Origin of the sequence: Saccharopolyspora rectivirgula DSM 43747 (assembly GCF_000497205.1) — a bacterium.
In the GTDB taxonomy this organism is placed as follows: Bacteria; Actinomycetota; Actinomycetes; order Mycobacteriales; family Pseudonocardiaceae; genus Saccharopolyspora; species Saccharopolyspora rectivirgula.
Genome location: NZ_AYJW01000001.1, coordinates 137,922 through 151,103, shown reverse-complemented (window position 1 = coordinate 151,103; position 13,182 = coordinate 137,922). Strand labels below are relative to the sequence as shown.

The following is a 13,182-nucleotide window of genomic DNA, read 5'->3' as shown; positions in this document are numbered from 1 at the left end:
AGGAAGGTCACCAGGAAGCCGAAGCTGAACAGCATCGGCGACTCGAAGGTGATCTGGCCCTTCCACATGGTGCCGATCCAGTTGAAGAACTTGATCCCGGTCGGCACCGCGATCAGGTAGGTCGTCATCGCGAAGAACGGCAGCAGCACCGCGCCGGTGGCGAACATGTGGTGCGCCCACACCACGGCGGACAGGCCGCCGATGAGCAGCGTCGCCATCACCAGGCCGAGGTAGCCGAACAGCGGCTTGCGGCTGAACACCGGCAGGATCTCGGTGACGATCCCGAAGAACGGCAGCGCGACGATGTAGACCTCGGGGTGGCCGAAGAACCAGAACAGGTGCTGGTAGAGGATCGCGCCGCCGTTGGCCGGGTCGAAGACGTGCGCGCCGAGCTGCCGGTCCACCAGGATGCCCATCAGCGCCGCGGTGAGCGGCGGGAACGCCAGCAGCACCAGAACGCTGGTGACCAGGATGTTCCAGGTGAAGATCGGCATCCGCCACATCGTCATCCCGGGCGCGCGCAGGCAGACCACGGTGGTGATCATGTTGACCGCGCCCAGGATGGTGCCCAGACCGCTGACGACCAGTCCGGCCACCCACACGTCGCCGCCGAGGCCTGGGCTGTGCACGTCGCTGGACAGCGGTGGGTACGCGGTCCAGCCGAAGTCCGCCGCACCGCCCGGCATCAGGAAGCCGCTGACCACGATGAGCCCGCCGAACAGGAACAACCAGTAGGAGAACGCGTTCAGGCGGGGGAAGGCCACGTCCGGAGCGCCGATCTGCAGCGGCAGGATCACGTTGGCGAACCCGAACACGATCGGGGTCGCGAACAGCAGCAGCATGATCGTGCCGTGCATGGTGAACAGCTGGTTGTACTGCTCCTGCGACAGGAACTGCAGCCCCGGTGAGGCCAGTTCGCCGCGGATCAGCAGCGCGAGGGCGCCCCCGAGGACGAAGAAGGCGAACGCGGTGATCAGGTACAGGACACCGATCTGCTTGTGATCGGTGGTGCGCAGCATGGGCACCAGGTGCTTGCCCTTGAGCGGGCGTTCGACCGGGAACGGCCGAGCCGGTGCTGGTCTGGTCCTGACGGTGGCCATGCCTGTCTCCTGCGCGATCGGGGCCAGTGCTACGCCGTTCCAATCAGTCTTTACCCAGGGGGACAGGCCTGCAATCTTCCCACCCGAAAGGGTGTGGCGCCTGGTCAGCAGTCCGCTTCGGCGAGGGCTCCCATGGCCATCCGGTGCAGCAGTTCCGACATGGCCGGGGTTTCCAGCCGGCCGGAGAACGGGGTGGAGTTGATCAACCCGAACACGGCGTGGACGGCGGCGCGGGCGGTGTCGCGGGGCAGCTCCGGCCGGACTTGGCGCAGCACGTCCACCCACACCCGGACGTAGTTGCGCTGCAGTTCCCGCACCTTCTGCTGTTCCGGCTCGGGCAGGCTGTCCAGGTCGCGCAGCTGCACCGTGATCAGCGCGGGCTCGGTGAGGGCGAATTCGACGTGCCAGCGGACCAGTTGGTCCAGGGCTTCTCGCGGGTCCCGGCTGCGGGCCACCCGCTGCTGGCCGCCGAGGAGCAGTTTGCTGCTGATCCCGGTGAGCATCTCCGCGAGCATCGCTTCCTTGCTGCGGAAGTGGCGGTACAGCGCGGGCCCGGAGATCCCGACCGCGGCGCCTATGTCGTCGATGCTCACCCCGTGGAAGCCGTAGCGGGCGAACCGCTCCGCTGCGGCGGCCAGGATCTGCGCCCGGCGGGATGGTTTGGCTGCTGCAACAGACATCGCTGCTGATACTAGACGCGTGGTGTTAGCACTCGTTAACATCGCCGCAGTTAACGGGTACTAACGTGCGGAAGGTGGAGCCATGGACGCGCCCGTCCTGCGCACAACGGTGGATCCGGCCAGCCCGGACTACGCGCGGTACACCGAGCAGCACAAGGCACTGGTCGAAGACCTCAACGCCAAGCTCGACCGCGTCCGCTCGGGCGGACCGGAGAAGGCCCGCGCCCGGCACGTCGAACGCGGCAAGCTGCTCCCCCGGGACAGGGTCGACGCGCTGCTGGACCGCGGCTCGCCGTTCCTGGAGCTCTCCCCGCTGGCCGCGTACGGGATGTACGACGACGAAGCCCCCAGCGCCGGCATCATCACCGGAATCGGTCGGGTCAGCGGGCGGGAATGCGTCATCGTCGCCAACGACGCCACCGTCAAGGGCGGCACCTACTACCCGATGACGGTCAAGAAGCACCTGCGCGCCCAAGAAGTCGCCCTGCACAACAACCTGCCCTGCATCTACCTGGTCGACTCCGGCGGCGCTTTCCTGCCCCGCCAGGACGAGGTCTTCCCCGACCGGGAGCACTTCGGGCGGATCTTCTACAACCAGGCCACGATGTCCGCCCAGGGCATCCCGCAGATCGCCGCGGTCCTCGGCTCCTGCACCGCGGGCGGCGCGTACGTGCCGGCGATGAGCGACGAAGCGGTGATCGTCCGCGAGCAGGGGACGATCTTCCTGGGCGGCCCACCACTGGTCAAAGCGGCCACCGGAGCCGAAGTCAGCGCCGAAGAGCTCGGCGGCGGTGAACTGCACTCCCGCGTCTCCGGCGTCACCGACCACCTGGCCGAGGACGACGCCGACGCGCTGCGCATCGTCCGCAGCATCGTCAGCACCCTGGGGCCGCGCCCGGAACGGCCCTGGCAGACCGCCCCCGTGGAAGAGCCCGTGGTGGACCCGGACCAGCTGTACGGGGTGGTTCCACCGGACACCCGCACCCCGTACGACGTGCACGAGGTCATCGCCCGGATCGTGGACGGCAGCCGGTTCGCCGAGTTCAAAGCCGAGTACGGCCCCACGCTGGTGACCGGGTTCGCCCGCATCCACGGCCACCCGGTCGGCATCGTGGCCAACAACGGGATCCTGTTCAGCGAGTCCGCGCTCAAGGGGGCGCACTTCATCCAGCTCTGCGACAAGCGGTCGATCCCGCTGGTGTTCCTGCAGAACATCTCCGGCTTCATGGTCGGCAAGGAGTACGAGGCGGGCGGGATCGCCAAGCACGGCGCCAAGATGGTCACCGCGGTGGCTTGCGCGCGGGTGCCCAAGCTGACCGTCGTCATCGGCGGCTCGTTCGGGGCCGGCAACTACTCGATGTGCGGACGGGCGTACTCGCCCCGCTTCCTGTGGATGTGGCCCAACGCCCGGATCTCGGTCATGGGCGGGGAACAGGCGGCCTCGGTGCTCGCCACCGTCCGCCGCGACCAACTGGCCGCCCGCGGCGTCGAGTGGTCGGCCGAAGAGGAAGAGGCGTTCAAGGAACCCATCCGCCAGCAGTACGAGCACCAGGGGCACCCCTACTACGCCACCGCGCGGCTGTGGGACGACGGGATCATCGACCCGAAGCAGACCCGCACCGTGCTCGGCCTGGCCCTGTCCGCGGCCGCCAACGCGCCCCTGGCCCCCGTCTCCTACGGGGTCTTCCGGATGTGACCGCCGCCAGCGCGAACACGAGGTGCAGAAATGACCCCAGTGCAGCAGTTCGACACCGTTCTGGTGGCGAATCGCGGTGAGATCGCGGTGCGCGTCGTCCGGACGCTGCGCCGCCTCGGCATCCGCTCCGTGGCCGTCTACAGCGATGCCGACCGCGACGCCCGGCACGTCCGGGAGGCCGACGTCGCCGTCCACCTCGGCGCCCGCGCCGCCGCCGAGAGCTACCTGAACAGCAAGCGCATCATCGAAGCCGCCCACGAGACCGGGGCGCGCGCCGTGCACCCCGGCTACGGGTTCCTCGCCGAGAACGCCGACTTCGCCGCCGCCTGCGCGGAAGCCGACCTGGTGTTCATCGGTCCGCCCCCGGCGGCCATCGAGGCCATGGGGGACAAGATCCGCGCCAAGCGCACCGTCGCCGCCGCGGGCGTGCCGGTGGTGCCCGGCCGCACCGAACCCGGCATGACCGACGAGGAACTGGTGCGGGCCGCCCGGGAGATCGGTTTCCCGGTGCTGCTCAAGCCGTCCGCCGGCGGTGGTGGCAAGGGCATGCGCACCGTGTTCGCCGAGGACGAGCTGCTCGACGCGATCACCGCGGCCCGCCGCCAGGCCCGTGCCGCCTTCGGCGACGACGAGCTGCTGGTGGAGCGGTTCTTGGCCCGACCCCGGCACATCGAGGTCCAGGTCCTCGCGGACCGCCACGGCAACGTGGTGCACCTCGGTGAACGCGAGTGCAGTCTGCAGCGCCGGCACCAGAAGATCGTCGAAGAAGCCCCGTCGCCGCTGTTGGACGGGACCACCCGCCAGCGGATCGGGGAAGCAGCCGTGGAGGTCGCCCGGGCCACCGGCTACACCGGGGCGGGAACGGTGGAGTTCATCGTCTCCGCCGAGCGGCCGGACGAGTTCTTCTTCCTGGAGATGAACACCCGGCTGCAGGTCGAACACCCGGTCACCGAACTGATCACCGCGGTGGGTGGGCAGCGCGGGATCGACCTCGTCGAGCAGCAGGTCCGGGTGGCCATGGGCGAACCGCTGCCGTGGCGCCAGCAGGACATCGGGCGGGAGGGGCACGCGGTCGAAGCCCGCGTCTACGCCGAGGACCCGGCGCGCGGCTTCCTGCCCACCGGTGGTGACGTGCTGGCCGTCGTCGAACCGGACGGGCCCGGGATCCGCGTCGATTCCGCGCTGCAGGCGGGAAGTCCCGTCGTCTCCGACTACGACCCGATGCTGGCCAAGGTCATCGCTTGGGGGCCGGACCGCGCCGCGGCGCTGCGCCGGTTGGACGCCGCGCTGGCCCGCACCGCGATCCTCGGCGTGCAGACCAACACGGCCTTCCTGCGCCGACTGCTGCAGCACCCGCAGGTGGTGGCCGGGGAACTCGACACCGGTCTGGTCGAGCGGGAACTCGACTCCTTGGTCGACGGCGGCACTCCGGAAGAGGTCTACGTCGCGGCGGCGCTGGACCAGCTGCTGACCACCGAGCCGGCGGGGCCGGTGGTCGACCCGTGGGAGGTGCCCAGCGGTTGGCGGCTGGGGGAACCGGGGTGGAGCGTGTGGCGGTTCTCCGGTGGCGGTGGGGAAGTCCGGGTGCGGGTCCGCGGCCGCGCTCGGGACGCGGAGGTCGTCGTGGAGCTCCCGGACGGCACCGGGACCCCGCAGCCCCGCCGGGCCTCGGCGGTGGCCGACGGGGACGAGCTGACCGTCACCTACCGGGGAAGGACCAGCAGCTACCGGCGCAGCAGGGTGGGGGACACCAGCTGGTTGGCCGCGGACGGTGCGGCGTGGGCCGTCACCGAGCACCGGATGCTGGCCCACCGCAGCGGAGGAGCGCTGCGTTCCGGTGGTGCGGTGACCAGCCCGATGCCGGGCACGGTGCTGCTGGTCGACGTGGAAGCGGGCCAGCAGGTGCGCGCCGGGCAGCGGCTCTTCGTCGTCGAGGCGATGAAGATGGAGCACACCGTCACCGCGCCGGTCGATGGCACCGTCACCGAAATCAATGTCCAAAAAGGACAGTCAGTGGGGCTGGACGAACAACTGGCTGTTGTCACCGCTCGCGAGGAGGCGTAGCAATGGTGGACCACCGGCTCGACGACGACTACGAAGCCCTGCGGCAGAGCGTCCGGGATTTCGCCCGCAAAGAAGTGGCGCCGGTGATCGGTGACTACTACGAGCGCGAGGAATTCCCGTACCCGCTGGTCCGAACCATGGGCGAGATGGGGCTGTTCGGGCTGCCGATTCCGGAGGAGCACGGCGGAATGGGCGGCGACTACTTCGCGCTGTGCCTGGCCCTGGAAGAACTGGCCAGGGTCGACTCCTCGGTGGCGATCACCCTCGAAGCCGGGGTTTCCCTCGGAGCCATGCCGATCCTGCGGTTCGGCAACGAGCAGCAGAAGAAGCAGTGGCTGCCGAAACTGGCTTCCGGCGAAGTGCTCGGCGCGTTCGGGCTCACCGAGCCGGGCGGCGGATCCGACGCGGGCAGCACCCGCACCACCGCGGTGCTCGACGGCGACGAGTGGGTGATCAACGGGTCGAAGGCGTTCATCACCAACTCCGGCACGGACATCACGGGGTTCGTCACCATCACCGCGGTCACCGGCACCAAACCGGACGGGCGGAAGGAGATCTCCACCATCATCGTCCCGTCCGGGACCCCGGGGTTCACCGTCGCGCCGAAGTACTCCAAGGTCGGGTGGAACGCCTCGGACACCCACGAGCTGGCCTTCACCGACTGCCGGGTGCCGGCCGAGAACCTGCTCGGCGAACGCGGCCGGGGGTACGCGCAATTCCTGTCCATCCTGACCGAAGGCCGGGTGGCCATCGCGGCCCTCGCGGTCGGGCTCGCCCAGGGCTGCGTGGACGAGTGCTTGCGCTACGTCGGCGAGCGGGAGGCCTTCGGTCGCAAGATCGGCACCTACCAGGCGCTGCAGTTCAAGATCGCGGACATGGAGGCCCGCGCGCACACCGCCCGGCTGGCCTACTACGACGCGGCCTCCCGGATGCTGCGCGGGGAGGACTACCGGAAGCAGGCCGCGATCGCCAAGCTGGTCTCCTCGAACGCGGCGATGGACAACGCCCGGGACGCGACCCAGATCTTCGGCGGCTACGGCTTCATGAACGAAACCCCTGTGGGCCGGTTCTACCGGGACGCCAAGATCTTGGAGATCGGGGAAGGGACCAGCGAAGTGCAGCGGATGCTGATCGCCCGCGAGCTGGGGCTGGAGACCGACTGACCGGGAGTCGACCCGACTGGCCGGAGCCAGCTGGTGCTGGCCAGTCGGGTCACCGCGGGAACCGCTCGTGCGGAACGGTGATCTCCTCGGTCTGCTCGAGGTCCGGGACGTCGTCCCGCACCGGCGGGATGTTGCTGACGGTGGGAGCCGACATGTCCTGCTCCGGCCACTGCGGTGACTGGTTCTGGGAGTCGTGCTCGGCCAGGTGCTGCAGCACCCAGTCCCGGGCCAGGGCGGCGGGCGAAGTGCCCTGCTTGGCCGCGAGTTCCTTCAACCGCTCGTTCGCCATCAACGGCAGCCGCAGCTGGTAGACCTCGGAGTTCCCGAACCGCCGGCCGGTTCCGGTGCTCTCGACGTCCTCCTCCGGGGTGAGCGCGGCCAAGTAGGAGTCGAGCTCACGGTCCGGTTCGGCTTCTTCCGCCTCGCGTTCCGCGCGCTGGCGGCGACCGATCTTTCCTCGTCCAAGAACCACGGGCCCACGATAACGGTTCTGTTGCGGCCAGAACACGGCTGTGGGGGATTCGTCCGGCCGCTCGCGATCAGCTCACGCCCCGTGAATTGGAGAGCCCCCGCGCCAGGGGGAGGAGCGCGGGGGCTGGAGGGGATCTCCACAGATGCTGACCGGGGGTATGTCAGCGCCCTGATTGTGGCACGTCCGAGTGGTTCAAGGGGAGCCCTGGAAGCAAATGGGCTTGAGCTGTGCGTAGGCGACGATCAGCTTGCTTCAGCCCAGCGGGTGATGCTGTAGCCGGCTTCCTCGACGGCTTCGGCGAGAGCGCTCTGCGGCAGCTCCCGTTCACTGGTGACGGTCACCGCGCCGCTGTCCAGGCTCACCTGCACGTCGGTCACGCCGGGGACGGCGGAGAGCTCTTCGGTGACCGCGTTGACGCAGTGCGAGCAGCTCATTCCGCTGACCGTGAAGCTCTGGGTGGCCATTTCGTTCCTTTCTGGCGGATCGGCTGGACGACTTCCCGGTGCCCACTGTGCCTGGTGTCCATAGTGGAGGAACAGGCGGGGGTGGTGGGGCGGAGATCATCCGAAGTGGATCAGACCCCTCAGTCTGATTACTCTGCGTCGAACTTAAATCACTCTCTGGGGGGCTGCAGGTGCTGTTGGCCTGTGGATAGCCTGCGCCTGAACCCGAGCCGGGGAGGCGTTATGAACGGGTCGCTCGATGTGCGGAAGTTCCTGCGGCAGCAGGAAGATCGGCTTCCGAGGTCTTCGGCTTCGGTGCCCGCCCAGCGCTCCGGTGAGCCGGAGCGGATTTCTGCGGAGCAGGTGTACCGGGCGAGAATGGCGGTGGCCCGGAGCGCGGCGGACGCCGACGACTGCCGACTGCTGCTGGAGATGCTGGGGCTCGTCCCGGACGAGGACGGACAGCTTCCGGTGCGGAGGTGAAGATCGGCAGGCGCGAGCTGCGCACCCCCCGGTGGCGCAGCTCGTGCCGCAACCGGTGGCCGGAAGTTCGTTCCGGCTGCCTTAAAACCTACCGCTTGGTCTTTTTTGTGGCGCGCCGGCCCAGGTAGCTGCGGTGGCGTCGCTCGATCGGGTGGGCGGCGCGGCGCGGGCGGGGTAACTTCCCGTAGCGAAGTTGATCATCCGTTGGTGGGCCGCTCCGCTCGATGCGGTGGCGGTCGCCTGCCAAAAATCCGGAGCCATGACATGCCGCAGCAGCGCCGGGCGCAGCTGACCCGTCGCGCCATTCTGATCGCTGCCGCCGAGGAGTTCGACCGAGTCGGCTACGACGCCACCTCGCTGAACGCCATTCTTCGGCGTGGTGGCATCACCAAGGGCGCCTTCTACTTCCACTTCTCCTCGAAGGAGGACGTCGCCGAGGCCCTGGCCCGGCTGTACCGGCGGTACCGGCTGGACGTGTGGCACCGCTGGGCGCGCCGAGGGCTGGATCCGCTGTCCACGGCTGTCGGGTTGACCGCGGAGATCGCTTCGGTCATCGAACGCGATGTGGTGCTGCGGGCCGGCATGGTCCGGGAGTACCGGCAGGCGGGGCAGAAGATCTCCCCGCTGCTGCTGGAGCTGCTGCGGAAGGCGGCGGAGAAGGGGGCGCTGCGGCCCGGGCTGGATCCGGATGCGGCCGCCCGGGTGCTGCACGCGGCCCTGCTGGGTCTCGGGGCCAGCGGCGGGGGCAACCTCGCCGGGCGGATGGCCGAGGTGTGGCGGGTGCTGCTCTCCGGCGTCGCCGGGGACGAGTGGCTGCGCCGCCACGGTCAGAACCTGGCGAATCTGAGTCGTGGATCACAAAAATCGACAGGCGTCCGATAAGTCTGTTTTGTAGAGTTCTGGCAATGGCGAGGCGCGCTCCGCGTGCTTCTCCGAGAGCGCTGGGGCGGAAGAGAAACGGCTGGTCAATGCTGGTTTTCGAGGTGGCCCGAGAGGTCGGGAAGCGGGCGGGCGGCGGTAAACCCACCCCCCCTGTTTCAGGCCGCGCAGGCCATGTCGTAAGCTTTCATTGCTCCCAACGGGGCGCCCTCGAAAAAGGGTAAGCCGGTTGGGGACAAGGCCGGAAACGGCCAAGCCCCCATCGTCTAGCGGCCTAGGACGCCGCCCTTTCAAGGCGGTAGCGCGGGTTCAAATCCCGTTGGGGGTACGAGACAACTTAATATGGCAATCATGGCCCAGTGGCGCAGTTGGTTAGCGCGCCGCCCTGTCACGGCGGAGGTCGCGGGTTCGAGTCCCGTCTGGGTCGCCAAGCGAGTCGGCACGATGCCGGATCCAACGGCCAGGTAGCTCAGTTGGTACGAGCGTCCGCCTGAAAAGCGGAAGGTCGGCGGTTCGACCCCGCCCCTGGCCACCAAGAGCGGAGACCTGCGAAGCAGCCCCTGTCACAACAGACAGGGGCTGCTTCGCATTGATGGGACCCCGGTGAGCTGCGCCACCGGGGTGAACCCGTCCCGCAAGTCCGAGCGTCCGCAGCAGCAGGTAGGGCTCGACCGGTCAGCGCGCTGCACCGGCCGCCCGGTGCTGTTGGCGAGCCCACGCCCTCCCGGGCGCTCCGTCGAGCCGCCCCCCTGCGGCCTCGTCGAGCGACGCGTTCGCGAGAAGCACGTGCGGGGCACCACGTCGCTGCGAGCACGGCCGCGATCGGACCACGACCACTGGGGGCCGGGATTCCGCCCGAGAGGACCGACGACCGGTGCCGGTGCGGTGCGGCGAGTACCTGCGCGTGCCCGCCACCGCCGGTGGCATCCGGGTGTTCGGCGCGGACTACCTCTTCGACCTCGAGAAGAGCCGGATGGGCAATCCGGGGGGGCACCGAGCGCGCGGGGGAGCTACGCCCCGTTCTTCGGCGGCCGGCGGTACTGCGCCGCGTACGGCTACCGGTACGTGATGCCAGGCGCCCACGTCGACGTGCACAAGCCGACCGAGCGCGACGCGTGCGGCGGGGACCGGTCCGCTTCTCCTGCACCGGTCCGGACCGCAGCGTGGAACCCGACCGGTTGGTCTCCGGGGGGTGGTGCGCCAGCAACGCGTGGAGGGGCGCGTCATGACCGGGAACCCGGACGAGGGGGAAGATCGCGCACGGGTCCGGCGATCCGAAGCGCTTCCGCCCCCCAGGAGGCGCACGTGCTGCCGACCGGGTACGTCCAGGGCGCTGTCGTGCGCAACGGCACCCGGTACCTCACCCGCAGAGGTCGGGGAGCCGCGGCTGGTGGATGCGCGAACAACGCTTCCTGCGCGTCCAGCGCGGAGGACCGCGGCGGCAAGTTCGTGCTCGACGGGAAGATCGCGGTCGGGCATCGGGGCGGCAGAGGACCGTTCGAGGACCTGTCCTGCTGCAACAGCGGTGGACGGCTCTGGACGTTGGCCGAACGACCGGGTTGCCGGGCGAGCTGCAGCATTGGACCGCTGAGCTGAACCGCCACCGGTGCTCCGTTCGGGGGCGAGCATTTCGACAACGCGGCCCCTGCCGGAGCACCGGCAGGGGCCGTTGCGCACTGGGCGCGGGTTCCGTCGAAGTCGTGCGTTGGGCTCTTCGGCGGATGCGTTCCTCGTCCTTCTGGAAGAACACCGGATCGCGCTGTTCAGCCCGAGCTGCTGGCCGCGGGCAGCGCCGCCTCCGACCGCTGCTCCTCCGCGTTGGCGGTTTCTCCGGTCGTGGCGCGCAGATCGCGCACCTCGTCGCGGAGTTCTTGCACTTCGGTGAGCAGCTGTTGCACCAGGGCGTGGTGCTTCTCCTTCAACTCCCGCTCGCGGCTGACCTCGTCCTCCATCGCGGACACGGCGACGGCGATGAACAGGTTGAGCACGGTGAAGGTGGTGATGGCGATGTAGCCGATGAAGAAGATCCAGGCCATCGGGACCTCGGCCATGACGGTGCGGGCGACTTCGGACCACGCCTCCCCGGTCATGACCTGGAAGAGGGTGAAGAGGGAATCGCCGAGGTCGCCGAAGTACTCCGGGGCGATGCCGTGGAACAGCTTGGTGGCGATCACGGCGCCCACGTAGAGGATCAGCGCCAGCAGGGCGCCGATGGACGCCATCCCCGGTACGGCGCTCAGCAGCGCGCTGACCACCCGCCGCATGGTGGGGATCATCGAGATCAGCCGCAGCGCCCGCAGGATGCGGAGGGCGCGGAGAACTCCGAAAGCACCGGTCGCGGGGATCAGGGCCAGTCCGATGATGACGGCGTCGAAGCAGTTCCAGGGATCCCGGAAGAACCGCCGCCCGTAGGCGTACAGCTTCACCGCGAGCTCCACGGTGAACACCGCCACCGCGGTGCGATCGACCAGGTGCAGCAGCCAGCCGTACCTGGCCACCAAGGACGGGGCGGTTTCCAGGCCGAGGGTGACCGCGTTGGTGAGGATCACCGCGATGACCAGACGCTGGAAGGCCCGTGTTTCGATCAGTGCGCGAATGCGCTCACGCATGCACAACACAGAACTCCTGACAGGGGCCGCTCGACAATTCAAGATCAACTTATCGAGTTGGTCACGCTACTGTCCTGGTCTGTCACTCACGGCACAGGCTGGTGTGGACCACTTCCGGTGATTTGCCGGAAAATGCGCGGTTCTTCGGGCGCGGCTACCGACCGGTGCGGAGCCGCCCGCCGTCGCAGGAGCTCGAACGGGCAGGCGGAGTGGATCTTCCGAAGGGGATCGCCGCGCGGGGTGGGTGCCCGCCATCCGGGGCGAGGAAGGGGACTTCTCCACCGCTTGGTGGCAGGAAGGTTCCCTTGCTGCTGACGTGGCGGTCCTGTTCGCGCGTGTGCCGGTGGAAAGAAGACACCCCCGCGCTCAACCGGCCTGGGGGGCACCGGGAGCGCAGGGGCATCGAGGTCCACCCCTGGGGGTCAGGTGGACGGCGACAATGGTACTTGGTCGCACACCAAATGTCTCTAGGGGAAGAGATTTTTCCGAAAAAATATTGCACATCCTGCTAGGAGGCGCTAGGCGCCACCGCGGTCAACTGTGGATTCATCTCGTTCGACGGCTCCGCGCCGCGAACCGGTGGTCGAGACCGGGCCTTGTCGGGCGAGGTGTCCGCCGGCACGGCCCCTCGTCGTGCCGGCGGACGTGCCGCAGTGGGCGAACCCCAGCGCCGCAGGGGCAGTGCAGCACCGGGGCCGGGGTTTTCGACCTGGTTCCGGTCAGCGCGAAAGCCACCAGCACACCCAGATCACCCCGATTCCGGTCGGCCGGGCGCAGACGGCCGCACCGGAGATGTGGAGTGCGAGGTACTCACAGAATTCCGCTGGTCGCGAACTTTCGCAGGTTCAATCCGGGAAATCCGGCTGGTCGTAGGACGCTTCGGGCAGCGCGACGCGCGGCTCGGACGTCCGCATCAGCGCCCGTGGCAGGTGCGGCGCTGCGGGACCCGACGGGAGGACCGCCGGGGCGGCTCGGAAAGCAGCGCACCCTTGGCCGCTGGTGGCGGTCAGCGCGGTGAGCGGGGAAGGCGGTTCGGGGAGCGGAGGAAGGTCGTCACCGCGGTGCTCGGTGGTCGGTACCGCCGGCTCCGGCGCTGAGATGTCGACCGGTTCCGCCGGGACCGCGTCCGTCCGCGCGGTCTCCGGCTCGGGAGCCGGGACGTGCTGCTGCGGGTCGACGACCGGGGGTGCGCTGGGTGGCGCAGGTGGTGGAGCGGTGTCCGCGGAAGCCCCCTCGGGGCGAGCTCCTCCAGCACCGGTTCGTCCAGGGTCTGGCGCGTTCAGCAGCGCCACCGCGGCGATGTCCGGCAGGGACGGTTCCGCGGGGAGCAGCCCGGTCGGCTCCAGCAGGGGTTCTTCCGGTTCCAGCAAGCCGACCAGCTCCGGGACCAGTTCGGTCCGCTCCACCGCCGCCACGAGCTCCGGGACGAGGGCGATGTCGTCCAGTTCGTCCGCTGCGAACGCGGCGCTCGCGCCGGCCAGCCAGGACCCGAGCAGCAGGCCACCCGCTATCGCGAGTCGAACAGCCGCCCTGCGTGCGCGGGACCAGCAGCCGCCTTGCGTGGAAGGTTTGGCCACGGTCATCACCGTCCTG

The 13,182-nt window shown here is 69.1% G+C and carries 12 protein-coding genes and 3 tRNA genes; 9 read left to right on the top strand and 6 right to left on the bottom strand.

Going from position 1 to position 13,182, the window contains the following annotated elements:
- Both SREC43747_RS0100755 and SREC43747_RS0100750 read right to left on the bottom strand, forming a co-directional pair.
- A partial coding sequence (locus SREC43747_RS0100755) for a cbb3-type cytochrome c oxidase subunit I (RefSeq protein WP_029719241.1) occupies positions 1-1,100 on the bottom strand: 1,100 nt, incomplete at its 3' end.
- A gap of 104 nt (positions 1,101-1,204) precedes the next feature.
- Positions 1,205-1,780: an SACE_7040 family transcriptional regulator gene (locus SREC43747_RS0100750; protein WP_029719240.1), complete on the bottom strand. Its 576-nt coding sequence runs from the start codon at positions 1,778-1,780 to the stop codon at positions 1,205-1,207.
- 82 nt (positions 1,781-1,862) lie between these two features.
- Between SREC43747_RS0100750 and SREC43747_RS0100745 the strand changes: the two genes are divergently transcribed.
- The 3 genes from SREC43747_RS0100745 to SREC43747_RS0100735 are packed head-to-tail and all read left to right on the top strand — an operon-like array spanning position 1,863 to position 6,703.
- Positions 1,863-3,476, top strand: coding sequence for a carboxyl transferase domain-containing protein (locus SREC43747_RS0100745; protein ID WP_029719239.1), 1,614 nt, complete (start codon positions 1,863-1,865; stop codon positions 3,474-3,476).
- Between the two features lie 30 nt (positions 3,477-3,506).
- Positions 3,507-5,540 (top strand): ATP-binding protein, encoded by a 2,034-nt coding sequence (locus tag SREC43747_RS0100740; RefSeq protein WP_029719238.1) that lies wholly within the window; start codon positions 3,507-3,509, stop codon positions 5,538-5,540.
- A 2-nt stretch (positions 5,541-5,542) separates the two neighbouring features.
- The gene (locus SREC43747_RS0100735; protein WP_029719237.1) at positions 5,543-6,703 is read left to right on the top strand and encodes an acyl-CoA dehydrogenase family protein; all 1,161 of its coding nucleotides are present in this window, start codon (positions 5,543-5,545) and stop codon (positions 6,701-6,703) included.
- Positions 6,704-6,752: 49 nt separating this feature from the next.
- Here the strand turns inward: SREC43747_RS0100735 and SREC43747_RS19485 are convergent, their stop codons facing one another.
- Both SREC43747_RS19485 and SREC43747_RS0100725 read right to left on the bottom strand, forming a co-directional pair.
- Positions 6,753-7,175, bottom strand: coding sequence for a hypothetical protein (locus tag SREC43747_RS19485; RefSeq protein WP_037331094.1), 423 nt, complete (start codon positions 7,173-7,175; stop codon positions 6,753-6,755).
- A gap of 242 nt (positions 7,176-7,417) precedes the next feature.
- Entirely contained in the window at positions 7,418-7,639 is a 222-nt protein-coding gene (locus SREC43747_RS0100725) for a heavy-metal-associated domain-containing protein (protein ID WP_029719235.1), read from the bottom strand.
- Positions 7,640-7,861: 222 nt separating this feature from the next.
- Here SREC43747_RS0100725 and SREC43747_RS0100720 point away from each other — a divergent pair, with 222 nt between their 5' ends.
- The 6 genes from SREC43747_RS0100720 (at position 7,862) to SREC43747_RS0100695 (ending at position 10,576) form a co-directional block, all read left to right on the top strand.
- Positions 7,862-8,101, top strand: coding sequence for a hypothetical protein (locus SREC43747_RS0100720; RefSeq protein WP_029719234.1), 240 nt, complete (start codon positions 7,862-7,864; stop codon positions 8,099-8,101).
- A gap of 264 nt (positions 8,102-8,365) precedes the next feature.
- Complete coding sequence (locus tag SREC43747_RS0100715) at positions 8,366-8,983, top strand: TetR family transcriptional regulator (RefSeq protein WP_051387480.1); 618 nt, start codon at positions 8,366-8,368, stop codon at positions 8,981-8,983.
- A 252-nt stretch (positions 8,984-9,235) separates the two neighbouring features.
- Positions 9,236-9,308: transfer RNA gene (locus tag SREC43747_RS0100710), tRNA-Glu, on the top strand.
- Positions 9,309-9,333: 25 nt separating this feature from the next.
- Positions 9,334-9,410 (top strand) — tRNA-Asp (locus SREC43747_RS0100705).
- Positions 9,411-9,438: 28 nt separating this feature from the next.
- Positions 9,439-9,515, top strand: a tRNA-Phe gene (locus SREC43747_RS0100700).
- 770 nt (positions 9,516-10,285) lie between these two features.
- Positions 10,286-10,576: a hypothetical protein gene (locus SREC43747_RS0100695; RefSeq protein ID WP_029719232.1), complete on the top strand. Its 291-nt coding sequence runs from the start codon at positions 10,286-10,288 to the stop codon at positions 10,574-10,576.
- Positions 10,577-10,743: 167 nt separating this feature from the next.
- Here SREC43747_RS0100695 and SREC43747_RS0100690 read toward each other — a convergent pair whose 3' ends face one another.
- Entirely contained in the window at positions 10,744-11,589 is an 846-nt protein-coding gene (locus SREC43747_RS0100690) for an ion transporter (protein ID WP_051387478.1), read from the bottom strand.
- Between the two features lie 845 nt (positions 11,590-12,434).
- The gene (locus tag SREC43747_RS0100685; RefSeq protein ID WP_029719230.1) at positions 12,435-13,172 is read right to left on the bottom strand and encodes a hypothetical protein; all 738 of its coding nucleotides are present in this window, start codon (positions 13,170-13,172) and stop codon (positions 12,435-12,437) included.
- Between the last annotated feature and the right edge of the window lie 10 nt (positions 13,173-13,182).